Genomic DNA, 22,954 nt, shown 5'->3' with positions numbered 1-22,954 from the left:
ACCGTCTTGAGGCAAATGCCAAACAGACATCGGAGTGTGGCGCAGCTTGGTAGCGCGTTGCAATGGGGTTGCAAAGGTCGCAGGTTCGAATCCTGTCACTCCGACCAATACTAAAACGGCCGCTTGCGTTTATCGCAGCGGCCGTTTTTTTATGCCTGCTGTTTCGGCTCAAAAATTGGCCCCAGCGATAGGGGCCAAGGCGTGTTTGGGACTGAAGCTAGCGGCGGTTATCGAAAGGCTCGTTAGAGCGCGGCGTTGATGAGTCGCGCCGCGTGGCTTGCGATTGCTGAGGCGTTCGCTTTCCATTATTTCGGCCGCGTAAATCGTTCCAGGCTGTTTTGGCTTTCTGGCGATTTTTTGGCTTACGCAGCCAGTTAGCGAGGGACATCATAATCCATTTCCGCATGCGAACCTCCTAGTTCCTGTTGGTAAGAAAGGGGGCTAATTACTCCCAGTTACCACGCTCGATGAATGCTGTTTCCCCATGTGCTCTGTTGGGGAGGGGCCATTAACCTTGCGCTTTATGGTCGGCGAGTGCTGTAGCGACCGCTTCTTCCCATTGGCCTGCGGTAATTCCCCAATGCTCCATTTCCGCTTGGTCGGGTGAACCTTCCGCAGCGCTATTGAGCTCTTCTGCGGAGTAGCGTTCAAAACAGTGCTTCGCAAAAGCTTTGGTTTTGCCGTCTTGCAACTGGTTAATCATTTCCATGTATGACTCCTTTCCTTGATAAGAATCTGCCAATAATCGCGAGTGACTGCGGTTATTGCAGGCTTCAGTGTAGCGGCTCTCGCATCATTGTGCAGAGTGTTAGCGCAATGGTGTTATGTCAGCAGGGCATCCAAGATGATTTTCAGTGCGATGCTCGCCAACAAACACATAATGAGATTATCAAACCAGCGGTGGGGTAATCGCCTGCCAAGTTGTGCACCAATAGGCATGGCGGCGAGTATCACAAGTAATGCGCCCAGGCTGTAGAGCGTGCGCTCACCCGTAAGAATGCCAGCACTGAGTAGTGCAGGTATTTGTACCAGGGTAATGGCAACGAAAAATACCGAAATTGAGCCAATAAAAACGCGACGCTCAAGCTGCATGGCATTCAAAAAAGTGACTGAGGCAGGGGCCGACATGCCCGCAGCGCCTTGAAGCACACCCGCCAACAAACCGACGGGGAGTACAATTCGCTTTGCGACCGTAAATGGTAGCGTTGCGGTACGCTTGGCCAGCTTGATGATGAGATACAGAAGAATTGCTGCAGCGACGCCTAGCGATAGCAGTGTTGGTGAGAGCACTACTAGCCCCCAGGTGCCAAGTACAATGCCAGCGCCACCGGCTACGGCAAATGAGAGTAGAAAGCGCAGGGGGAGAAGGTGCTGGCGGTACTGCCATACCTGAAGCGCATTGCTAAAAAGATTGGGAGCTACCAGCACGGCAATGGCCAGCTTAACGTCATAAAGCATGGTCAAGACAGGTACAACGACCACCGGAACTCCCGAGCCAATTGCTCCCTTAACAATCCCTGCAATGACGAAAGTGAGCAGTGCAATAATCACGGCGAGTTTCCTTAAGCAGGTATCATGGGCGATACCTGCTATGGGTGAAGCTACTAAGGATTATCTAAGCACGTAGCAGGGCGTATAGGGCTGGCCATCAAGCTTCATGCGCCCTTGGGCAACAAAGGAGCTAAGCAACGCGTCCAAACGCTGCATCAATTCTGGCTCAGCGGTGAGCTCGAAGGGGCCATGAGCTTCAATGGCGCGAATGCCCGGCTCTTTCACGTTACCCGCCACAATGCCGGAGAAAGCGCGCCTTAGGTTGGCGGCCAGCTCGTGGGTGGGCTGCTGGCGGTGAAGGGCCAGGCCGCGCATCGCTTCGTGGGTGGGCTCAAAGGGTGCTTGAAACTCACGGGCGATGGTCAAGCGCCAGTTGTAGTAGAAGGCGTCTTGATGTTGGCGGCGGAAATCGGCAATTTGGTCAATGCCTTCGCGCATTGTGCGAGCAACGGCCACCGGGTCGCCCGTAATAATGGTGTAGTAGCGGCGAATCTCTTCACCGAGGGTGTACACCAGAAATTCATCGATTTTCTGAAAGTAAGCCGCGGAGTTGGCAGGGCCGGTAAAGACGAGGGGGAAGGGGATCTCCCGGTTGCTGGGGTGCAACAAAATACCCAGCAAATAGAGAATCTCTTCTGCGGTACCCACGCCACCGGGGAAGACAATAATGCCGTGGCCTAGACGCACAAACGCTTCTAGACGTTTCTCGATATCCGGCATGACGACGAGTTCGTTAACGATGGGATTAGGCGCTTCGGCAGCGATAATACCGGGCTCCGAGATGCCTAGGTAACGGCCATCTTTACGGCGCTGTTTGGCATGCGCCACGTTGGCTCCTTTCATTGGGCCTTTCATAGCGCCAGGCCCACAGCCGGTGCAGATATCTAAATCGCGCAAGCCCAAGTGGTAGCCCACATCCTTGGTGTACTCGTACTCTTCGCGGGAAATAGAGTGCCCGCCCCAGCACACCACTAAACTAGGGTCGCGACCGGGTTTCAGCGTGCCCGCCTTGCGCAGGATATGAAACACCGCATTGGTGGTGCCTTCGCCCGTACTGAGATCAAAGCGCTTGTGGTGCTGAATTTCGTTATAAATATACACAATGTCGCGAATGATGGACGAGAGATGTTCGCGGATACCGCGAATCATGCGTCCATCTACAAACGCTTCTGCTGGCGCGTTAGTCAGCTTTAGGCGAATGCCGCGATCTTGCTGCAGTACTTCAATGTCGAAATCTTTATAGGCTTCGAGAATGGCCAAGCTGTCATCAGTAGCGCTACCGCAATTAAGTACGGCAAGCGCGCAGCGGCGCAGTAAATCGTGCAAACCACTTTTAGACGTGCTCTTGAGCCGATTAACCTCATGCTGCGAGAGGACTTCAAGGCTTCCTTCAGGAGAAATAATGCTGGAAATCGTGGCACGAGGCGCTGGGGTTTGCGTCATTAGTCTGGCTGTCCCTAAGAGTGTTAGTAACGAACCTGCATACTAGCACGGCGCTTGGCGCTGTTCAGCAATGCGGCTAAGCGCCCGTCTTAGCAGCGTTTGTGCTACGCTAGGGGCCTGCAAGCGCACACGGCTGCGGGTGCGATAGCACGTCACAATAGTGCTTCACGTCAGCGCCTTACGATGATGGATAATGAGGATGTTGCTTAAACCCTATGTTTAATGCCCAATACTTTCGGACGTTTATAACGTTAGTGGAAACCGGCAGTTTCACACGAACGGCGCGTCGTTTAGAGATGACGCAGCCTGGGGTTAGCCAGCATATTCGTAAGTTGGAGAGCTATCTTGGCAAAACGCTGTTAGAGCGCCGTGGCAGAAGTTTTACCCTGACCGAATCGGGCCGCCGTGCCTATGATTACGCACTTAAGCTGTTTGCCGAACATGAGCAGTTCCGGCATGGCTTGGATGATGACTCGCTGGATAGCGGCGAATGCCGGATTGCATCCCCAGGCAGCGTAGGGCTGATGTTTTATCCCTATATTCTCGGTCAGCAGCAGATGCATCCCAACCTGACCGTTAACTATAGCTTTGCGTTCAACCATGAGATCGTCAACGACCTGCTTGAAGGCCGCTACGATATCGGTATCGTGACCGAGCAGGTCAATCACCCGGAACTCACTTGCACGGTATGGCACAAAGAGCCGCTCTGCTTGGTCGTACCTGCTGATTTTGCAGGCAGCACGCTGTCAGAGTTAATGGGTATCGGTTTTATCAACTACTACGATGGGATTAACCACGCCAATGCACTATTGCGGGCGAACTATCCCGATGAATTTCGCTCCATGACTCATTTCCGTCATCAGGGATTCACCAATGAAGTGAGCATGGTGCTGGACGCAGTGGCGAGGGGGCTTGGCTTTACGGTGGTCTCGCGCTTAGTCCTAGAAACGTCGCCGTGGCAGCGGCAGGTGAAGGCGTTAGCGCTTCCCCAAGCGATTAACGAAGTGCTCTATCTTCTTCGTCGGCAAGATTCTGTCCTACCTAAACGCTATGAAAAGCTGTTGAACGGCTTTCATGATCAGCGTCTCCAAGAAAAAACGCCCCTGATACCCGAATAAACGGGCCAGGGGCGTTTCCTATCGCGCTATGGATATTGCTTAACGGCGATACTCGTCAATGCTGGGGCAGGAGCAGATCAACTGCCGATCACCAAAGACGTTATCGACGCGATTCACTGAGGGCCAGTATTTCGACGCCATCACTACTTCTGTGGGGAAGGCGCCTAGCTGGCGGTCATAAGGCCGGTCCCATGCGCTATCCATTAGGTCGGCTTGTGTGTGTGGCGCATTCACCAGCGGGTTATTATCCAGCGGCCATTCGCCGCTCTCTACCCGTGCAATCTCTTCACGAATCGCAATCATCGCATCGCAGAAGCGGTCAATTTCGTAGAGTGATTCAGATTCCGTGGGCTCAATCATCAGCGTACCCGGTACTGGGAACGACATGGTGGGGGCATGGAAGCCGTAATCCATCAAACGTTTGGCGATATCTTCTTCACTAATACCAGACGCGCTCTTCAGCGGTCGGATATCGATGATGCACTCATGGGCGACATTGCCGTTCTGGCCGCGATAGAGAATCGGATAGGACGCTTCTAAACGCTTAGCAATATAGTTGGCGTTAAGAATGGCCAGCTCGGTGGCTTCACGCAAGCCACGGGCACCCATCATCTTAATGTACGCCCACGAGATCGGCAGAATGGAAGCGCTGCCAAAGGCTGCCGCCGACACCGCGCCGCTCTCTGGGTTAACCCCGTTGATGGGCGTCACCACATGGTTAGACACAAACGGGGCCAGGTGTGCTTTAACGCCGATCGGGCCCATCCCCGGACCACCGCCGCCGTGGGGGATGCAGAATGTTTTGTGCAAGTTCAGGTGAGACACGTCGCCGCCGAAGTCGCCAGGGCGAGTGAGGCCAACCTGAGCATTCATGTTAGCGCCATCGACGTAAACTTGGCCGCCATGCTGGTGCACCACTTCGCATACTTTGCGAACGTGCGACTCAAAGACGCCGTGGGTCGACGGGTAGGTAATCATCACCGCTGAAAGCCGCTCACTGTGTTGCTCGGCTTTGCGGGTCAAATCCTCTAAATCGATGTTGCCGTTAGCATCGCACTCCACCACCACCACTTCCATGCTCAGCATGGCGGCAGAGGCCGGGTTAGTGCCGTGGGCGGAGCTTGGAATCAAGCACACATCACGGTGAGCTTCACCTTGAGCTGCCTGATAGCGGCGAATCGCCAGCAAGCCCGCGTATTCACCCTGCGCGCCTGAGTTAGGCTGCATCGAGATATGATCATAGCCGGTCACTTCGACCAAGAAGGCTGCCAGCTCATCAATCATCTGATGGTAGCCCGCTACCTGGTCGCGAGGCGCGAACGGGTGCAGGTTGGCAAACGCAGGCCATGAAACAGGAATCATCTCGCTAGTCGCGTTGAGCTTCATGGTGCAGGAACCTAGCGGGATCATGGCATGGGCCAGCGACAGGTCTTTGTTCTCAAGACGCTTCAGGTAGCGCAGCATTTCGGTTTCGCTGTGGTAGCGATTGAAGGTCGGATGTTCCAGAAAATCGCTTTCCCGCTGGTAGGCAGCCGGAATACCGCTCAGCTTATCGGTTACCACCTGGTCATCCAGTACTGACACAGCCAGACCATGCTCATCGCCCAGCAGTACATCGAATAGGGCGGCAACATCGTGGGCGGTGGTTGTTTCATCCAGGCTAATACCCACATCGCCATTGGCGAAGTAATGAAGGTTGATATCGTGGGTCATGGCGCGGCCGTGAATCTTGCCCGCGTCTACCTGGGTAAGGCGTAGCGTATCGAACCAGGTGTTATTCGCTAGTTGAACGCCGGCTTGCTGTAAGCCGGTAGCCAGCACAGTAGTCAGGCGGTGAACGCGACCGGCAATTTTGCGTAGGCCTTCTGCGCCATGATAGGTGGCGTAGAAACCGGCAATATTGGCCAGCAGCGCTTGTGCGGTACAGATATTCGACGTCGCTTTCTCACGGCGAATGTGCTGCTCGCGGGTCTGCATGGCCATGCGCAGCGCGGTTTTACCACGGCTGTCTTTAGAGACGCCGATAATCCGTCCTGGGATCGAGCGCTTGAGTTTGTCGGAGGTAGCGAAGAACGCCGCATGCGGGCCGCCAAAGCCCATGGGCACACCAAAGCGCTGCGAGTTACCTACGACAATATCCGCACCCATCGCGCCCGGCTCTTTTAGCAGTACCAGGCTAAGCAGGTCGGTGGCCACGCAGGTCATAATGCCGCGCTCTTGAGCCGCTTTTAGCATCGGGGCTAAGTCGCTGACGCTGCCGCTGGCAGAGGGGTACTGAACCAGAGCGCCAAACACATCGTGTTCGGCAAGGCTTTCGGCGGGGCCGGTGATCAGCTCAAAGCCAAAGAATTCGGCACGGGTTTTGACGACATCTAACGTTTGCGGAAAGAGGTCGTCAGCCACGAAGAACGCGTTCGACTTGCTCTTTTTATTGCCGCGCTTACACAGCGCCATGGCTTCTGCGGCGGCGGTGGCCTCATCCAGCAGGGAAGCGTTGGCAAGCTCCATGCCGGTTAAATCCATAATCACCTGCTGGAAGTTTAGCAATCCCTCCAGACGGCCCTGGGAAATTTCGGGCTGGTAAGGCGTGTAAGCGGTATACCAACCGGGATTTTCCAGCACGTTGCGCTGAATCACTGCGGGCATGTGGGTGTTGTAGTAACCCTGGCCAATATAGCTTTTGCTGACGCGGTTCTGGCGCGCTAACTGGCTCAAATATTCAAGGGCTTCCGCTTCACTGCGGGGGTCGTCAAGGGCAAGTTCGCGACCTAGGCGAATATCGCTAGGCACGGTTTGCTCAATCAGGTCTTCCATGCGCTGCATATTGAGCGCTTTTAACATGGTGGCGACATCATCGGGGCTGGGCCCGTTATGGCGTTTGATAAAAGCATCGTGGTCGGCCAGTTCGGCCAAACGGCGTGATTCAAAAGGCATGGGGAGATTCCGGACGTAATGAGAAAACCGTGCAGAGGCGATAATAAAGCGCCTGCCGCAGGGGCAGGCGCTTTGGCTACATGACTTAGGCGTCGGCGCTCAGCGTCGCTTGATACGCATCGGCGTCTAAGAGACCTTCTAGGGCTTGGTCGGTTACACGCACTTTCATAATCCAGCCGCCTTCATAGGGGGCGTCGTTCACCGTTTCGGGAGCGTCTTCGAGGGCTTCGTTCACTTCAATTACTTCGCCATTGACCGGCGAGTAGAGGTCAGAGGCCGCTTTTACGGATTCTATTACGCCAAACTCTTTCCCTTTGCTTAGCGCTTGGCCAACTTCGGGCAGTTCAACAAATACCACATCGCCTAGCGCTTCTTGCGCGTGGTCGGTGATACCGACGGTGACGGTGCCATCTTGATGATCAAGAACCCATTCATGGCTGGCAGCGTAACGAAGATTGGCAGGAAGATTGCTCATAGTGATTCCCTTATAAAATCAGTGGACAGAACGAAAGCATACTAGCGCTTGTCGTTCGCCTTGGCGACTGTGGCCAGCTCGCAGTGAGCGTAAGTGGGTATATGGTACCGTGTTTCTTATCGGAAACAAATTTCTTCATTGCCTCCAAAAGGCTAAAAATGGATGCTCTTTTTCCGTTGTTTCAGTGCGCCAGCCAGTTTCAAAAAGAGCAGCTTTCTCTATCAGCAGGCGACATTGGCATGGAAGCGCACTAAGAAAATGGTGTAAAACATACCCATCATCCGTTTTTCCAGCGTTAATTAAGCGCTATGGTAGGAACGCTTGGTGATTTCATCTGCTATCGGTTGGAGCGGGTGAACAACCTAACCTTCATAACAAATGCATTAATCAATTGGGTAAGGAGAGTCGTGTGGAAACGTTAACAAGCCTATTAGGGGCCATTAACGGCGTGGTGTGGGGCCCGTTAATGCTGATCCTGCTATTGGGGGTGGGTATCTACCTGCAGATTGGCTTGAAACTGATGCCGATACGTAAACTCGGCATGGGTTTCAAGCTAATGTGGCAAGGCCGCGATGCCAAGCCATCCGATAAAACCCCTGCAAAACCCAGCGATGAGGGGGAAATTTCTCCCTTTAACGCGCTGATGACAGCACTGTCTGCGACGATTGGTACCGGTAATATTGCCGGCGTGGCAACGGCCATCGCACTAGGTGGCCCAGGCGCCGTGTTCTGGATGTGGATTACCGCACTGGTGGGTATGGCGACCAAGTTTGCTGAGGCCGTGCTGGCGGTGCGCTACCGGGAAACCGATAGCACTGGCTACCATGTAGGCGGGCCGATGTTCTATATCAAGAATGGCTTGGGCCGTAAGTGGCTGTGGCTGGGCGGTCTGTTCTCGTTCTTTGGTGCTGTTGCCGCGTTCGGGATTGGTAATACCGTACAGTCTAACTCCGTGGCTGACGCCATGGATGCCACCTTTGGTGTTCCTCACTGGTTAACCGGCGTTATCATCATGGTACTGGCCGGTGCAGTGATATTGGGTGGCATCAAGCGCATTGCCAAGGTGGCTGGTAAGCTGGTACCGGTGATGGGCATTGCTTATGTGATTGCGGGCTTGCTGGTGCTGATCGTTAATGCGGGCCAAATCGGTGACGCCTTTGGGCTGATCTTCTACTACGCCTTCAACCCCATGGCAGCAGCCGGTGGCTTTGCCGGTGCTGCGGTAATGGCCGCCATCCGCTTTGGCGTGGCGCGGGGTATTTTCTCCAATGAAGCAGGTCTGGGCAGTGCACCGATTGCTCACGCTGCTGCGCAGACGAAAAACCCGGTTCGTCAGGGCTTGATTGCCATGCTGGGTACGTTCATTGATACCATCATCGTGTGCACCATCACGGCGCTGGTGATCTTGACCTCTACCGTGTGGATGGAAGGCGAAGCGGGCGCTTCGCTCACCGCGCTCTCCTTTGATGCGGCGCTGCCTGGCTTTGGTAATCAGATCGTGGCCATTGCGCTAGCAATCTTTGCTTTTACCACCATTCTTGGCTGGTCGTTTTACGGTGAGAAATGCTGCCAGTTCCTGTTCGGTACGCGCTCTATTATGCTGTACCGAGTGCTGTTCGTACTGGCTATTCCGCTGGGTGCAATTGCGCAATTGGGCTTTATCTGGCTGATGGCAGACACCTTCAACGCGATGATGGCGATTCCTAACCTCATTGCCCTGGCGCTGCTGTCTCCGGTTGTCTTTAAGCTCACTCGGGATTATTTTGCTGGTAAGGACGTGCTGCCGGGTGAAGCCCTGGATCATGATAAATAAGGCCTGCCTGTAAGCAGGCAATGCACGATGTAATAGAGCCGGGAAGCCTAGTAAGGCTTCCCGTTTCTCTTTTTTGACAGAGGAAATGCCATGACTGATCTGAACCACACGCCACTTCATGCGCTTCACACGCAGCTAGGGGCCAAGATGGTGCCTTTTGCCGGGTACGATATGCCGGTGCAATACCCGCTGGGTGTTAAAAAAGAGCATGAGCATACCCGCGAGCGGTGTGGCTTGTTCGATGTGTCGCATATGGGACAGATTCTGGTCTCCGGAGAAAAGGTCGCTGAAGCGCTGGAAAGTCTTATCCCAGCGGACTTGGTGGGCTTGCAAAAAGGCCAGCAGCGTTATGGCCTTTTTACCAGCACCGATGGCGGTATTATCGATGATTTGATGGTGGTGAATGCTGGCGATCACTTCTATCTGGTGGTGAACGCGGCATGCAAAGACCAAGATATTGCCCATTTGCGCGCCAATCTTGGTAACACTCATCAAATCGATGTGCTTGATCGCGGTCTGCTGGCGCTTCAAGGGCCACAGGCCCGCGATGTGATGCAGCGCCTCTGCCCGCAAGCCTGTGAGCTAACGTTTATGCAACATGGTCGTTACACCCTAGCAGGATGTGACGTGTGGATCAGCCGCAGTGGTTATACCGGCGAAGATGGCTTTGAAATCTCTGTCGCCGCAGAAGAGTGTCAGCCGCTGGCCGAGGCGCTGCTGGCCGAGCCTGAAGTAGAAGCGATTGGCTTGGGCGCACGGGATTCACTGCGCTTGGAAGCGGGCTTGTGCCTATATGGCCACGATATGGATATGCAAACCACGCCTGTCGAGGCCAGCTTGATCTGGGCCATTGGCAAGCCGCGTCGCCATGGCGGCGAGCGAGCAGCGGGTTTCCCCGGAGCCGATGTGATCTTGCACCAAGTGGATACCAAAGATCATACCCGCAAGCGGGTTGGGCTGGTGGCAGAAGGGCGCGCGCCGGTGCGAGAAGGCAGTCTGCTGGTCGATGAGGCGGGCAATGAGATTGGTGTGGTTACTTCTGGAGGCTTTGGTCCAAGCGTCGGTAAACCTATTGCCATGGGGTACCTCGCCCGTGAGTGGGAAGCGCCCGGTACTACCGTCTACGCGTTAGTACGCGGCAAGCAGCTACCCATGTGCGTTTCCGCGATGCCATTTGTGGCCCCTGGTTACTATCGCGGTTAATTAGCGAGCGCAGTTAATTCAAAAAAGATGCAAAAGCCCCTCGCGGGGCTTTTGCATGCGGAATATGCTTACCTTAGCACCTGTCGTGGGTCGATGGGTTTTCCCCCCTGACGTAAGTCAAACAGCAGATCATAACGCTGTGTCGCGTTACTTTGTCCTACATCACACAGCTCATCACCTGTACTCACCTGGTCCCCTACGCGGACGAGAATCCGCTCGCAGAGCGCGTAAACGGTTTGCAAGTTATCGGCATGGTGCACAATCACGACATCGCCGAGCTGTCGCATGCTATCTGCAAAGCGTACTTCACCAGGGGCTACGGCCTTAGCACGAGCGCCTGCCTGAGTTGCCAACAACATGGGCTGTAGTGTGCCGCGGCTGTCGGCACCAAACCGACGAACCACACGATAATCCTCTAAAGGCCACGGCCATCGGCGTGCCGAAGCTGGCAAACTAGTGCTTGGCGCAGGGGCGGGCGTTGATGCATTACGGTTATTGGCGCTACTAGCGGCTGAACTACTGCTTGATGATGCCGTTCTAGCGGTACTGCTAAGTGGTACGCTAATGATTTGCCCGACACGCAATGCCGTGGGGGAAGTGCCTTGGTTGGCACTCTGGATTCGCCCCGTTGTGGTGCTAAAGTGCCTGGCAATACCTGAGAAGGTATCGCCGGGCCGGATTTGATAGCGATAAGGGCCGCCAGAAGGCGCTCGCTCCTGCTGGGTTGGGATCAATAGGCGCTGACCAACGGCTAAACGGCGAGAGTCAACCCCGGGGTTGAAGCGCTCTAGCCGTTCAAGTGGTACGTTAGCCCGTGCCGCGAGCCGCCCTAGCGTATCCCCACGCCTAACCTCTACCCAGTTGCCGCCAATAGCGCTGGCGCTGCTAGCGGCGGGCACCCGCTGGCTAGAGGAGGGGGCAGAGCTGGCGCAGCCAGTTAGCACGCTGGCCAATACACAAATAGTGAGCCAGTGGCTTAGTCGTGGTCGCTGAGGCGATCTAGCAAGGTATCTTTTTCCTGCCAGAGTGAGTTGATCCATGCGTGGAAGCGTTCCTTGTGCTGCGGTTCGTCATGGTAGTTGGCAGTTTGCATCCATTCAGGAATGGCTAGCTGCCGGGCTTCAAGCGTAATGGGGGCTTCTTTACCGCATAAAAAACCCATAAACGTGGGTGATGGGTTGGTATAGCTAATAGTGACGTCAAGAATACCATCCAACTGATCACCCAGCAGGCTAAGTACTTGGGCAATTCCTCCTGCTTTAGGGCGAAGCAGATGCTGGAATGGACTTTGCTGCGACTCACGTTTGGCGACGGTAAAGCGGGTTCCCTCGACAAAATTAAAAATAGCGATAGGGGCATGGCGAGCTTGGCGGCACATGCGCTCAGTGGATTCCCGGTCAACTGTGGCTAGCTTGGGGTTATTGGCGATCTGCTCACGGCTAAAGCGACGCATAAAGGGAAACTCAAGCGCCCAGAAGGCGAGACCAACAATCGGGATCCAGATAAGCTGGTGTTTGAGAAAAAAGCGCGGCATAGGAATGCGTCGGTGCAGTGCCATAAACAGAATAAAGATATCGGTCCAACTGCGATGGTTGGAGATTACCAGCCACCACTGCTCAGGGCTTAATGTATCTGGCACGTTGATCGAGACATTAGGTTTTAACCAGTGCCGCATCCACCACAAATTGACGCCAATCCAGTTTAGTGCGACGGCACATAGCCCTTTAAGCAGCCACTCTTTTGGCCGCCGCCCAGGGACGATGACTTTGAGCAGCGTCAGAATAATCAGGGGGACACCCCAAACCAGCGTGTTCAACGTCAGCAGCAAGATGCTAACGCCCCCTTTAATAATTGGCATACCACAATCCTCAAAGCAATTCGTCTGCGTGCTAAAGGCCTTTTAAGCACGTGCTTAGCGATAAATGCTAATAGATCAGCGCCACGCTGCCCAGCATAACTGTATCAAAGCGTTATGCATCAATGGGTAGGGAAGGTGCTTTAACACTCTCAAGCAACACGCTACGCAGCGCATGCGCCGCCACGGAAAGCTCTTCCTGGGTCAGGATCCCCACTCGGCAAGCGATGCTTGGCTCGACAAGTGGTACGCAGCGCGCACCCAGCTCATGCATTTGCTGAATGCACATGGAAGGCACAGCGCTGACCCCTAGGCCTTCCGCGACCATTCTTCCGACGGTAGAGAGCTGGTGGCTTTCAAAGGCGACAGGGAGGTCTATATGGCGCTTGCCAAGCTCTTGCTCCAGTAAACGCCGTACCATGGAAGGGCGTTGTAGCGTGATAAAGTCATTCTCAAGCAGCTGCGTCCAGGGCAGTGTGTCGCGGTGAGCCAGGGGCGAGGTAGGAGGAACCACGGCGACAAACTGATCTTCAAACAAAGGTGTAAAACTTAAGCTTCCCTGGCCCTCCGGCGAGAAGGCAATGCCAATCTCTACCTGTCGGGAACGCACCATATCCGTGACTTCTTCATTGATCACATCGTGCACCGTAACGTTGATTTTGGGGTACTGTTGTCGAAACTTAACCAGTGCACTGGGTAATAGATTGCAGGCAAAAGACGGCATGGCCGCAACGCTGAGTCGCCCTAGCTGTAACGTAAACCGCTGGCGCAGGCGTTCCTCTGTGTTATCCCACTGCGCCAGCAGATGTTTGGCAAGCGGGAGCAGCGACTCCCCCTCTGGGGTTAGTCGCACGCTGCGGGTGCTACGGATAAGCAGTTTGCCGCCTAGCGAATCTTCTAACCCTTTGATGGCAAGGCTTAGGGCGGGCTGTGAAAGGTGCAGGCGCTCACATGCCTGGGTAAAGCTCAAGGTCTGTGCCACGGCTAAAAATGCACGAAGCTGCTTGACGGTCATGGCGTCTCTTTATAAGTTATTAAAATAAATTGATAAGAAAAACAAACTTAACAAATATATCATCTAGGACAACACTGGCAATACTGTTCTGATCGTCATACTCACTATGTATGGCGCGACATTCCAACAAACGCTTCTTACACACTATTCTCGACAAACGTTCTCAACACCGATACGTACTCAACAACAATGTGAGGCATAACAATGGCAGGATTCGACAAGCGTGTAGCTTCTTACGAAGAAGCAATGGAAGGCATCGAAAGCGGCATGACCGTCCTCGCAGGTGGCTTTGGTCTGTGTGGTATTCCAGAAAATCTGATTGCAGAAATTAAACGTCGTGGTGTGAAAGACCTTACCGTTGTCTCTAACAACTGTGGCGTGGATGGTTTTGGCTTAGGCCTTCTGCTCGAAGATCGGCAAATTAGCAAAATCTTCGCCTCCTACGTAGGCGAAAACGCGCTGTTTGAGCAGCAAATGCTGAATAATGAAATTGAGGTGGTACTGACCCCTCAAGGAACGCTGGCAGAAAAAATGCGTGCTGGCGGCGCGGGCATTCCCGCCTTCTACACGGCTACTGGTTATGGCACCCCGATTGGAGAAGGTAAAGAAGAGCGTGTGTTCGATGGCCGCCACTATATTTTAGAAGAAGCCATTAAAGGCGATTTTGCGATTGTGAAAGGCTGGAAAGCCGACCGCTATGGCAACGTGATGTATCGCCATACTGCACAGAACTTTAACCCCATGGCCGCCACGGCAGGCAAGATCACCGTTGTAGAAGTTGAGGAGATTGTTGAACCAGGCGAGCTGGAGCCAAGCCAGATTCATACGCCGGGTATCTACGTGGATCGTATTATTCAAAGCACATTCGAGAAGCGTATTGAGAAGCGCACGGTGCGCAGCTAAGCGCAACAACGCCAACAATCAACTAACTGCTAAGACAAGAGGTGGCACCATGGCTTTAACTCGCGAACAGATGGCACAGCGCGTTGCCCGTGAACTGCAGGATGGTTTTTACGTCAATTTAGGCATTGGTATTCCTACCCTGGTAGCTAACTATATCCCAGATGGTATAGATGTCATGCTCCAGTCTGAAAACGGCTTGCTGGGCATGGGGCGCTTCCCCACTGAGGAGGAAGTGGACCCCGATATGATTAACGCGGGCAAACAGACCGTTACCGCGCGTCCTGGCGCTGCCATTTTCTCATCCGCTGAGTCGTTCGCCATGATTCGTGGCGGACATGTGGACTTAACCGTACTGGGTGCGTTTGAGGTTGATCAGGAGGGCAATATCGCCTCTTGGATGGTCCCTGGTAAGCTCATCAAGGGTATGGGTGGAGCGATGGATCTTGTGGCTGGCGCAGAAAATATTATTTGCACCATGACCCATGCATCCAAACACGGTGAATCCAAATTGCTGGAAAAATGTAACTTGCCGCTCACTGGCGCCGGGTGCATCAATCGAGTGCTAACGGATCTGGCTTACCTGGAAATTAAAGACGGTGCCTTCATCCTCAAAGAGCGCGCGCCCGGCGTTAGCGTTGAGGAAATTGTCGAGAAAACTGCAGGCAAGCTGATCGTTCCTGACCACGTTCCAGAAATGACCTTCGACGAGTAACACTGAAAGCGAGCATGGTGAAATGGCGTGGGCCTTGGCTCACGCCATTTCACACCGGGCATGAAAGGGTAATAAAATTTCAGCAACACGCTCATGATCATCGCTTAGCTGTTTTTGGGTGAGTGCCAAGCCTCCCAAGCATAAACGGTGCTCATCGCCATCGCTAAAGACCACTTTTTGCGGCGTGGCAGGGTAAAAGCGATGTTCAAGCAGTGTGGATACCGAGAATACGCCATTCTGTTGACCGCTTAGTGATGGCATGCCTGCGTTTTCCAATTGCTTGCTAATCGTATCGATCGACTCATTAATCCGGTAACAGTCAAAGCCTGCATGGTGTAAACGTGGCCCCATTACGGACAGCCAGGCAGCAAGCGGGTGGGCATTTTGTAACTGCTGATAAAGCGCCCAGGAGGGCATCGGCCATGGCCTGCCGCGGCAAAGCAGGTTTTGCCCCTTACAGTCGGCGGGGTGGCTCTGATGCACTAGCGAGGTCAGTGCTTCACGGGGTACTTTCGATAGGGTGCCTATCTGTAGTTCTGCCAATACTAGCCAACTGCTCTCATCCGCAGGAGCCATTAAGTGGATGAGCAGCCCTTTATCGGCCATGGCATAGTGCCCCACCGAACGATAGCCCATGCGCGCTAGCGACACGCTTAAGGCATTCATGGCAAAAGGGCCGTAGTTAAGCGTCACCAGCGTTAAATATTCAGCAGTGGTGCTAAGCGGCCATAGCCTTAAGCTGCCAATATCTGGATGGGTATGGATATAGTCGAGCCACAGCTGTTGTACAAACTCCTCGCGCTGCATTGGGGTTCCTCGCCGCCTATAGACGTCCGTGAGTAAACAGGTAACTGAGAGGTCAGTATAGGCAAGCAAGGAGTTCGTAGGTTCAACGGGGTTTAACGGCGATTTTAACGGCCGCTAAGAGGCCATTAATTGCTTATCGCGGACAAACTGGTCGAATTCGGTAAAGCCGCCAACGTGCTGCTGGTCGACAAAGATTTGCGGTACGGTATGAATGGGTTTGCCCGCAGTTTTGGCGATATCTTCCTTGGTAACGCCTTCTGAGGGCATGTCCACATAGCGGTAGCCATCAATTTTGCCGTTACTCTCGAGGTGTTCGGCAAGATGCTTGGCACGTACACAGAATGGGCACGACATGCGCCCAAAAATGACCACAAACATGGCAACAACTCCTTTACGATACAGAAATAAGTAAGTGCTTGGATTAGGAATCAGCGCCCATTGTGGCGTAGGGCAAAGGTTTTCGCCAATAGCACCACACTACGTGTCCTATAAAGCCGCACAATGAGCAACGGAACAGTAGGAGAAGCCATGCAAACCCTGGCACCGCATGAATATGGTTATTTAGCTGAGCTTGCCAAGTGCTACCGCGATGAGCACTTGGCAGGACTTAAGCAGCAGGCGCACTTCAATCCGCGATTAGGCGTTGATGCGCTCTGTTTTCAGCATATTGAGTCGCGCATTAGCGGCGCCAGCGTGATGGCTGGCGCTTTAATTACGCCTTGTGAGCTATGGCTTGTCGCGCTGCCAGAGCAGTCTGCTTTACAAGCGCCGCTTGAGTCACAGTGTGCGTTAACGCTTCCTTCAGGCCGTTACTCACTGCAACTAGAGCGTTTGCCCGCGGGTATCGAGCTTTATAAGCGAAAAATCTTAGAAGATTTAAGCGATCTTGAAACGCTTCAAGAGACGGCACGATTAGCGCAGCGCATGATGGAACAGCTAATGACCCCGAACGCTGTACCGCAAGGGTAGAGTAGGCAGAAGCTGCCTGCGACTCCTATACTCATGAGCGTTTATACATTCATTACCGTGCAGTTAATAAAAGGAAGTCTGAATGTCATCCCAAAAAGCTTCAACCCCTCGGGTTGCCGTGGTGACTGGTACCAGCAGTGGTATCGGTGAAGCCGTTGTTAAACACTTTTGCGAGCAGGGCCATCAAGTCCTGGCGGTCGATTTTAATCCTGCTGGAAAAGAGATTGCAGAAGCGGCAGGCGCGGCGTTTTACCAAGCGGATCTCACCGATGCAGATGCATGCCGTGGCGCGATTGCTGAGGCAGTGAAACGCTTTGGTGGCGTGGATATTTTGGTGAATAATGCCGGTATTCAGCATGTCGCTTCTATCGAGACTTTTCCCGAAGAGAAGTGGCGGCAAATTATCGACCTGATGCTGACCGCGCCATTCCTTCTCACCCAGGCCGCTTGGCCTTATATGCGTGAAAAGGGCTGGGGGCGAGTGGTAAATATTGCCTCAATCCATGCGCAGGTGGCATCGCCGGGTAAGGCGGCGTATATCAGCGCCAAACACGGCATGATTGGGTTAACCAAAACCGCTGCGCTGGAAGGCGGCGAACAGGGCATTACCGCCAATGCGATTTGCCCTGCGTATGTTAAAACCCCGTTAGTAGATAACCAGATCGCCGATCAGGCCAAGCTGCATGGTATGGATGAGCAAGAGGTGATCGAGAAAATCATGCTCAAAAACGCCGCGATTAAGCGCTTAATCGAACCCTCCGAAGTTGCTCAGTTGGTCGCTTACCTGACGTCAGATGCGGCGGGTGCAGTCACTGGCGCTAGCTGGAATATTGATCTCGGCTGGACAGCACACTAATCCAACCCCCCGCCTGTTACGATAGCTAGTGGAGCTTGATAACGGGCGGGCTCAGCGGCGAACCGGGCGTTTTTGCAACTTGCGCTGTAGTGTGCGGCGGTGCATGCCTAGCGCCCGAGCCGTGGCGGAAATATTGCCATCATGCTCTTGCAGCACTTTTTGGATATGCTCCCAGGTAATCCGGTTGATGGAAGGGGGATTATCCGCCAGCTCGATATTGGGGTCAGCGTCAGGGTGTTCAAAGGCCGCCATCACATCGTCGGCATCTGTCGGTTTACACAGGTAGTTGATCGCGCCAAGTTTGATAGCTTCTACCGCCGTAGCAATGCTGGAGTAACCCGTGAGCACAACGATGCGACAGCTTGGTACTGCGGAGAGCAGTTCAGGCAGCAGCTTAAGGCCAGAGCTGTGCTCCAGCTTTAAATCAAGCGTGGCCATGGTGGGCATAAACTGTGCCGCGATATTCAGCGCTTGGTCGGCGTCGTGAGCGACCATCACTTCAAAGCCGCGGCGGGTCAGTGCGCGGCTTAGCACGTGGCAAAACATTTCATCGTCATCGACAATCAGCAGACGTTGCTCTTGGTTCTGCATAGTACCCTCATTTGTCTAAATAGCTGCCGTCTCACCCTAGGTTGGTGCTGAGCAACGCGGCAGGGTGACCTCGGTCAGCGTTCCACCTTCTGGATGGTTATAAAGGCTAACGCCGCCGCCGAAGCGGTTAATCGTGGCGTGGGTGAGAAATAAGCCAATGCCCATGCCTTTGCTTTTAGTGGAGACAAAGGTATCGCCTAGCTGATCCGCAATCGACATCGCCACGCCTGGGCCGTGATCACGAATATCAATCACCACCCCCTCGTCTTGCCAATCCAGGCGAATAGCAATGTGCTCGGGGTTGGCATCGGCGGCGTTATTCAACAAGTTAGTCAGCGCTTGGTCTAAGGTGGCATCAACTGCCAGCCAAGGTCTGCCGCGGCGTTCAGCGACTTCAAAACGATGGCTAACATCGGGCCGAATTACGAGCCAGCGCTGTACCACGCCGGCCAGCCACACTTCCGCATCGAGTATTTCAGGTTCGGCCATACGTCGACGGTCAGCATTGCTGACCAAATGCTGCAGGCGCGATTTACAGATATCCACCTGCTGGCGCAGCAGCGCAATGTCTTGCCCTAGTGGGCTCTCTTGCTCCGCGTCCGCCTGCATCTCTTTCAATAGCACGGCCATCGTAGAAAGCGGCGTTCCCAGTTCATGAGCAGTACCCGCTGCTTGGGTGGCCACGGCGAGCACTTGCTCATTGCGTAGCGCAGCCTCCCGGGTGCGGGAAAGCGCTTTATCCCGGCTGCGCAGGGCGTGGGCCATTTTATAAATAAAGAAGGTGACTAGGCCGGCAGAAAGTCCGAAGTTCAGCCACATTCCTAGGATATGTAGACTTAACGGGCCATCGCTACTGATATGCCCTAGCTGCGGTATCGGGTGGTAGTAAAACATCAGGAAGCTGTAGCCTGCCATGGCGCAGGCGGCGATGATCCACGCGTGGCGCCAAGGTAGGGTGGCTGCGGCAATAGTCACCGGCACCAAGTAGTAAGTGATAAACGGGTTGGTGGAGCCACCTGAAAAGTAAAACAGCAGCGTGAGCCCTGCGATGTCGGCTAGTAAATGCGATAAATATTCGCCATGGCTAACGGCTCTAGGCCTACCCAGCCGCCACCACGTGGCAATGTTCAACATGCCCATGGCAATGACTACGCTGACCACGGCTGTGACGGGCAAGTTAAACGCTAGTAGTTCGATGCCTACAATAATGGCCATCAAAAAACCCGTCCAGGTGATCCCCCGAACGATGGTGAGCCGTACCAGATTGCGGTTAGGCGTAGAGAGCGGCAAGGGCAGAGCAGTAGGCATGAGGCGGCTTATTTACTTGAAGTTTTGACGCTATGGATAACGAACTTAATAAATAGGGTCATGACAAACGTCATCCAACCCGCAGAGGCTAACAGGTTAAACAGCAGCATCTTAGGAGGGAGCCAGGCCGAGCCGAGCAACGCTTCCAACATAATGTGGAAAAACATCGCCAGTAGCAGCGGTAGCGCCAGCGTGTGAATCCACATGTCAGTGCGGCGCTTACGAATGTGGTAACGGCGCAGTAAATAGCGCATAGGTCGATGTGCCCAGCTAAACAGGACCAGCGTTGCCACCACAAATAGCATCGCCAGAGTAGGTTCGGTGCTTTGACGGTGCATTGATATAGAAATCGACCATGCGAGCCCCAGCCACGCCAATCCCTCGATGCTGGCGATAAAATCCGCATAGCGTCGTACGTTCTGCATAAACAACTGAATCCTTGATCTTACAGCGTGCCGCCATGATACGACACTTGCGCTTATCTGTGGGGGTAACGCGCAGATTTATCCTATCGCCGTATTGAGTATACTGTGGCAGCTCTCTGAACTCCCTTACCCAAGATCAGAATAGGATTTGCCGTGGACGCTATTACCATTACCCGCCCCGATGATTGGCACCTGCATTTACGTGATGATGAGGCGTTAAACGCCGTGGTGGGGCATACTGCTGCGCAAATGGGGCGCGCTATTATTATGCCTAACCTGAAACCGCCGGTGACGACGACAGAGCAGGCAATAGCATATCGCGAGCGAATCCTGGCAGCGCTACCAGAGGGCAGTGCGTTTGAGCCTTTGATGGTGCTTTATCTGACGGATACGACGCCACCTGAAGAAATTGAGCGCGCGGTAGAAAGCGGTATTGTTAAAGCCGTAAAGCTCTATCCAGCAGGGGCGACGACCAATTCTGCGTCAGGTGTGACGGATATTGCTCACTGTGACGCCACGATTGCTATGATGGCCAAGCTGGGCATGCCGTTATTGGTGCATGGAGAAGTCACTGATCACGAGATCGATATTTTCGATCGGGAAGCGATGTTTATTGAGCGGGTGATGAAACCGCTGCTGGCGCATCATCCTAGTTTGAAAGTAGTATTCGAGCACATTACCACTCAGCAGGCCGCTGAGTTTGTGGCCAGCGCCTCCGATAACGTAGCGGCGACTATCACCGCTCACCATTTGCTGTTCAATCGCAACAAAATGTTAGCGGGCGGCATTCGTCCTCACTACTACTGCTTGCCTATTCTCAAACGTGAACAGCACCGCCAAGCCCTGCTGAAAGCGGCGACCAGCGGTAGCCCGAAATTCTTTTTAGGCACTGATAGCGCACCCCACGCGAAAGGCGATAAGGAGTCGAGCTGCGGCTGTGCTGGTGCGTATACCGCTCCCGCTGCCATCGAGCTATACGCGACGGCGTTCGAAGAGATGCAGGCGCTGGATAAGCTAGAAGCGTTTGCTAGCCTGAACGGCCCACGCTTCTACGGCTTGGCGCCGAATACGGATACGGTAACCCTTGAGCGCCGTCAATGGGTATTGCCGGAGAGTTACCCCTACGCATCGGGACAAACCATTGTGCCCCTGCTGGCAGGTGAAACACTGCAATGGGCGATGAAAAAGTAACGCGCTGTATAAGTCTCAACGAAAACGGAGCCATTAAGGCTCCGTTTTCGTTAGTGCAGTTAGTCGATGATACTTACTTAGTTTCGCCCAGGGCGATGAGCATCTGATCCACCATACGCGATGAGTGGTCGGCGGCAATATCGAGGAACTGCTCGAAAGAGAGGTGGTTGTCGCCACTGCCAGGGATGTCAGAGAGGGCGCGAATGACGACAAACGGGCAGTCATAGAGATAGCACGTTTGGGCAATCGCAGCGCCCTCCATTTCCACTGCCAGCATGGTGGGAAATTGGGCGCGTGTGGTGGCTACCCGCTCGGGGTCGGCCATAAAAGCATCGCCAGTGGCAATCATCCCTTCGCGTACGTTTACCTCGCCAAGTGCTGCAATCGCGCCGCGAGCGATGTCGCGCAAGCGGCTATCCGCATGATAGGCAGCCGGCATGCCTGGTACTTGGCCTAGCTCATAGCCAAATACCACTGCATCGACATCGTGGTGGCGAACTTCATCGGAAATGATAACGTCGCCAATGGCTAAGTCGGTGGCAAACCCGCCAGCTGAGCCAGTATTGATGATCGCATCCGGCTGATGGCGCTCTAATAAAATCGCCGTGCCAACCGCCGCGTTCACTTTTCCAATACCCGATTGCAGAATGATTACTTCCAAGCCGTGGCGCGTACCGGTATGAAATACAAATCCGGCGTGCTCGTAGCGCTCGGCGTTATCAAGCTGCCCCGCTAAAATATTCACTTCCTGCGCCATTGCGCCAATAATTCCAATCCGTTGCACCGTCGCATTCTCCGTCGTAATTCGTGAGGTTTAATTGTTGAAACGCTCAGTGCTTAATGCTGCTGATCGTGTCGTTCGGCGGCTTCAAGAGTGTTTTCCAGCAACGTGGCAACAGTCATGGGACCAACGCCACCCGGTACGGGAGTGATATAGCTGGCGCGCTCTGCAGCCGCAGTAAAGTCGACGTCACCGACGAGGGTACCGTCATCTTGACGGTTAATGCCGACATCAATCACCACGGCGCCTGGTTTGATCCATTCGCCCTTCACAATGCCGGGCTTGCCAACGGCAACAACGACTAAATCTGCACGGCTGACATGGCCGGCTAAATCCTGGGTGAAACGGTGGCATACCGTAGTGGTGCAGCCTGCCAGCATTAGCTCAAGTGCCATCGGGCGTCCAACGATGTTAGAAGCTCCCACAATGGTGGCGTCCATGCCGCGTACCGCGATACCGCTTTGCGCCAGCATGGTCATAATGCCTTTTGGCGTACAGGGGCGTAGTGAAGGTAAGCGCTGGGCCAGGCGGCCAAGGTTATAAGGGTGAAAACCATCGACATCTTTGTCAGGGCGGATGCGTTCCAGAATTGGCCGAGCGTCGAGGTGGGCGGGCAGAGGGAGCTGAACCAGAATGCCATCCACAGTTGCGTCGTTATTCAACTCATCGACCAGTGTCTCTAACGCTTCCTGGGTGGTGTCCGCTGGCAGGGCATGTTGAAAAGAGAGAATGCCAGCCTGCTCACATGCGCGATGTTTATTGCTTACGTACACATGAGAGGCTGGATCTTCGCCGACCACAACAACGGCTAGTCCGGGTGCACGAGCGCCAGCTTGCTGACGTGCGGTAATTTTCTCGGCAACGCGTTGACGGACATTAGCGGCGATGGCTTTACCATCGATGAGTTGGGCGGTCATGTAATGAGATCCCTATGAAGGTTGAAAAGCAAAGCAAACTGACAAGCGCTGGTGGCAGAACGCGCTTTTAAGGGGGGCAATTTTCGC

The 22,954-nt window shown here is 54.1% G+C and carries 24 protein-coding genes and 1 tRNA gene; 9 read left to right on the top strand and 16 right to left on the bottom strand.

Annotated elements, in window-relative coordinates; translation table 11 throughout:
* The first annotated feature begins 30 nt into the window (after positions 1-30).
* Positions 31-107, top strand: a tRNA-Pro gene (locus ACIGG6_RS01555).
* A 110-nt stretch (positions 108-217) separates the two neighbouring features.
* Here the strand turns inward: ACIGG6_RS01555 and ACIGG6_RS01550 are convergent.
* The 4 genes from ACIGG6_RS01550 to ppnN all read right to left on the bottom strand — a co-directional run bounded on the left by ACIGG6_RS01550 (position 218) and on the right by ppnN (position 2,994).
* The gene (locus tag ACIGG6_RS01550) at positions 218-406 is read right to left on the bottom strand and encodes a hypothetical protein (RefSeq protein ID WP_399841516.1); all 189 of its coding nucleotides are present in this window, start codon (positions 404-406) and stop codon (positions 218-220) included.
* A 102-nt stretch (positions 407-508) separates the two neighbouring features.
* The gene (locus tag ACIGG6_RS01545) at positions 509-709 is read right to left on the bottom strand and encodes a hypothetical protein (RefSeq protein WP_044630531.1); all 201 of its coding nucleotides are present in this window, start codon (positions 707-709) and stop codon (positions 509-511) included.
* Positions 710-822: 113 nt separating this feature from the next.
* Complete coding sequence (locus ACIGG6_RS01540; RefSeq protein WP_083025966.1) at positions 823-1,551, bottom strand: sulfite exporter TauE/SafE family protein; 729 nt, start codon at positions 1,549-1,551, stop codon at positions 823-825.
* Positions 1,552-1,611: 60 nt separating this feature from the next.
* A complete protein-coding gene (gene ppnN / locus ACIGG6_RS01535) occupies positions 1,612-2,994 on the bottom strand; it encodes a nucleotide 5'-monophosphate nucleosidase PpnN (RefSeq protein WP_399841513.1) in 1,383 nt (460 codons plus the stop codon).
* Positions 2,995-3,209: 215 nt separating this feature from the next.
* Here ppnN and ACIGG6_RS01530 point away from each other — a divergent pair, with 215 nt between their 5' ends.
* Positions 3,210-4,112 carry a LysR family transcriptional regulator gene (locus ACIGG6_RS01530; protein WP_044630534.1) on the top strand — a complete coding sequence of 301 codons (903 nt, stop codon included), beginning with the start codon at positions 3,210-3,212 and terminating at the stop codon, positions 4,110-4,112.
* A 39-nt stretch (positions 4,113-4,151) separates the two neighbouring features.
* Here ACIGG6_RS01530 and gcvP read toward each other — a convergent pair whose 3' ends face one another.
* A complete protein-coding gene (gcvP, locus tag ACIGG6_RS01525) occupies positions 4,152-7,046 on the bottom strand; it encodes an aminomethyl-transferring glycine dehydrogenase (RefSeq protein ID WP_399841510.1) in 2,895 nt (964 codons plus the stop codon).
* Positions 7,047-7,131: 85 nt separating this feature from the next.
* Positions 7,132-7,521, bottom strand: coding sequence for a glycine cleavage system protein GcvH (gene gcvH, locus ACIGG6_RS01520; RefSeq protein ID WP_399841508.1), 390 nt, complete (start codon positions 7,519-7,521; stop codon positions 7,132-7,134).
* Positions 7,522-7,930: 409 nt separating this feature from the next.
* On the opposite strand from gcvH, the gene ACIGG6_RS01515 reads away from it, so the two are divergent.
* Positions 7,931-9,334: an alanine/glycine:cation symporter family protein gene (locus tag ACIGG6_RS01515; protein ID WP_253505296.1), complete on the top strand. Its 1,404-nt coding sequence runs from the start codon at positions 7,931-7,933 to the stop codon at positions 9,332-9,334.
* 90 nt (positions 9,335-9,424) lie between these two features.
* Entirely contained in the window at positions 9,425-10,537 is a 1,113-nt protein-coding gene (gcvT, locus tag ACIGG6_RS01510; RefSeq protein WP_399841505.1) for a glycine cleavage system aminomethyltransferase GcvT, read from the top strand.
* A gap of 68 nt (positions 10,538-10,605) precedes the next feature.
* Here the strand turns inward: gcvT and ACIGG6_RS01505 are convergent, their stop codons facing one another.
* The 3 genes from ACIGG6_RS01505 to ACIGG6_RS01495 form a co-directional block, all read right to left on the bottom strand.
* On the bottom strand, positions 10,606-11,577 hold the full coding sequence (locus ACIGG6_RS01505) for a LysM peptidoglycan-binding domain-containing protein (RefSeq protein ID WP_399841503.1): 972 nt from the start codon (positions 11,575-11,577) through the stop codon (positions 10,606-10,608).
* On the bottom strand, positions 11,514-12,395 hold the full coding sequence (locus tag ACIGG6_RS01500) for an acyltransferase (protein ID WP_399841502.1): 882 nt from the start codon (positions 12,393-12,395) through the stop codon (positions 11,514-11,516). The genes ACIGG6_RS01505 and ACIGG6_RS01500 overlap by 64 nt, the downstream gene beginning before the upstream one ends.
* 112 nt (positions 12,396-12,507) lie before the next feature.
* Complete coding sequence (locus ACIGG6_RS01495; protein WP_399841499.1) at positions 12,508-13,407, bottom strand: LysR family transcriptional regulator; 900 nt, start codon at positions 13,405-13,407, stop codon at positions 12,508-12,510.
* Between the two features lie 204 nt (positions 13,408-13,611).
* Here ACIGG6_RS01495 and ACIGG6_RS01490 point away from each other — a divergent pair, with 204 nt between their 5' ends.
* Entirely contained in the window at positions 13,612-14,310 is a 699-nt protein-coding gene (locus tag ACIGG6_RS01490) for a CoA transferase subunit A (RefSeq protein ID WP_083025954.1), read from the top strand.
* Between the two features lie 49 nt (positions 14,311-14,359).
* On the top strand, positions 14,360-15,022 hold the full coding sequence (locus ACIGG6_RS01485) for a CoA transferase subunit B (protein WP_044630542.1): 663 nt from the start codon (positions 14,360-14,362) through the stop codon (positions 15,020-15,022).
* A gap of 39 nt (positions 15,023-15,061) precedes the next feature.
* On the opposite strand, the gene ACIGG6_RS01480 is transcribed toward ACIGG6_RS01485, so the two are convergent.
* The gene (locus ACIGG6_RS01480; protein ID WP_399841496.1) at positions 15,062-15,829 is read right to left on the bottom strand and encodes a DUF1338 domain-containing protein; all 768 of its coding nucleotides are present in this window, start codon (positions 15,827-15,829) and stop codon (positions 15,062-15,064) included.
* A gap of 114 nt (positions 15,830-15,943) precedes the next feature.
* Positions 15,944-16,207, bottom strand: coding sequence for a GrxA family glutaredoxin (locus tag ACIGG6_RS01475; RefSeq protein ID WP_083025950.1), 264 nt, complete (start codon positions 16,205-16,207; stop codon positions 15,944-15,946).
* A 150-nt stretch (positions 16,208-16,357) separates the two neighbouring features.
* On the opposite strand from ACIGG6_RS01475, the gene hybE reads away from it, so the two are divergent.
* Together hybE and ACIGG6_RS01465 are read left to right on the top strand one after the other, a co-directional pair.
* Entirely contained in the window at positions 16,358-16,798 is a 441-nt protein-coding gene (hybE, locus tag ACIGG6_RS01470) for a [NiFe]-hydrogenase assembly chaperone HybE (protein ID WP_044630544.1), read from the top strand.
* An 82-nt stretch (positions 16,799-16,880) separates the two neighbouring features.
* A complete protein-coding gene (locus tag ACIGG6_RS01465; protein WP_253505280.1) occupies positions 16,881-17,654 on the top strand; it encodes a 3-hydroxybutyrate dehydrogenase in 774 nt (257 codons plus the stop codon).
* Between the two features lie 51 nt (positions 17,655-17,705).
* Here ACIGG6_RS01465 and ACIGG6_RS01460 read toward each other — a convergent pair whose 3' ends face one another.
* The 3 genes from ACIGG6_RS01460 to ACIGG6_RS01450 are packed head-to-tail and all read right to left on the bottom strand — an operon-like array spanning position 17,706 to position 19,978.
* Positions 17,706-18,245: a response regulator transcription factor gene (locus tag ACIGG6_RS01460; RefSeq protein WP_399841492.1), complete on the bottom strand. Its 540-nt coding sequence runs from the start codon at positions 18,243-18,245 to the stop codon at positions 17,706-17,708.
* Positions 18,246-18,281: 36 nt separating this feature from the next.
* Positions 18,282-19,553, bottom strand: coding sequence for an ATP-binding protein (locus ACIGG6_RS01455; protein ID WP_399841491.1), 1,272 nt, complete (start codon positions 19,551-19,553; stop codon positions 18,282-18,284).
* A gap of 8 nt (positions 19,554-19,561) precedes the next feature.
* Positions 19,562-19,978, bottom strand: coding sequence for a hypothetical protein (locus tag ACIGG6_RS01450; RefSeq protein ID WP_044630548.1), 417 nt, complete (start codon positions 19,976-19,978; stop codon positions 19,562-19,564).
* Positions 19,979-20,131: 153 nt separating this feature from the next.
* On the opposite strand from ACIGG6_RS01450, the gene pyrC reads away from it, so the two are divergent.
* Entirely contained in the window at positions 20,132-21,169 is a 1,038-nt protein-coding gene (gene pyrC / locus ACIGG6_RS01445) for a dihydroorotase (RefSeq protein WP_399841488.1), read from the top strand.
* A 73-nt stretch (positions 21,170-21,242) separates the two neighbouring features.
* Here pyrC and mtnN read toward each other — a convergent pair whose 3' ends face one another.
* The gene (mtnN, locus tag ACIGG6_RS01440; protein WP_044630550.1) at positions 21,243-21,953 is read right to left on the bottom strand and encodes a 5'-methylthioadenosine/S-adenosylhomocysteine nucleosidase; all 711 of its coding nucleotides are present in this window, start codon (positions 21,951-21,953) and stop codon (positions 21,243-21,245) included.
* Positions 21,954-22,006: 53 nt separating this feature from the next.
* Positions 22,007-22,867 carry a bifunctional methylenetetrahydrofolate dehydrogenase/methenyltetrahydrofolate cyclohydrolase FolD gene (gene folD / locus ACIGG6_RS01435; protein ID WP_399841485.1) on the bottom strand — a complete coding sequence of 287 codons (861 nt, stop codon included), beginning with the start codon at positions 22,865-22,867 and terminating at the stop codon, positions 22,007-22,009.
* Positions 22,868-22,954: the final 87 nt, after the last annotated feature.

It is taken from the genome of Vreelandella lionensis (genome assembly GCF_044543515.1).
Classification (GTDB): Bacteria; Pseudomonadota; Gammaproteobacteria; order Pseudomonadales; family Halomonadaceae; genus Vreelandella; species Vreelandella lionensis.
The sequence above is the reverse complement of the archived record's forward strand: the minus strand, read 5'-3'. Positions and strand labels throughout refer to the sequence as shown.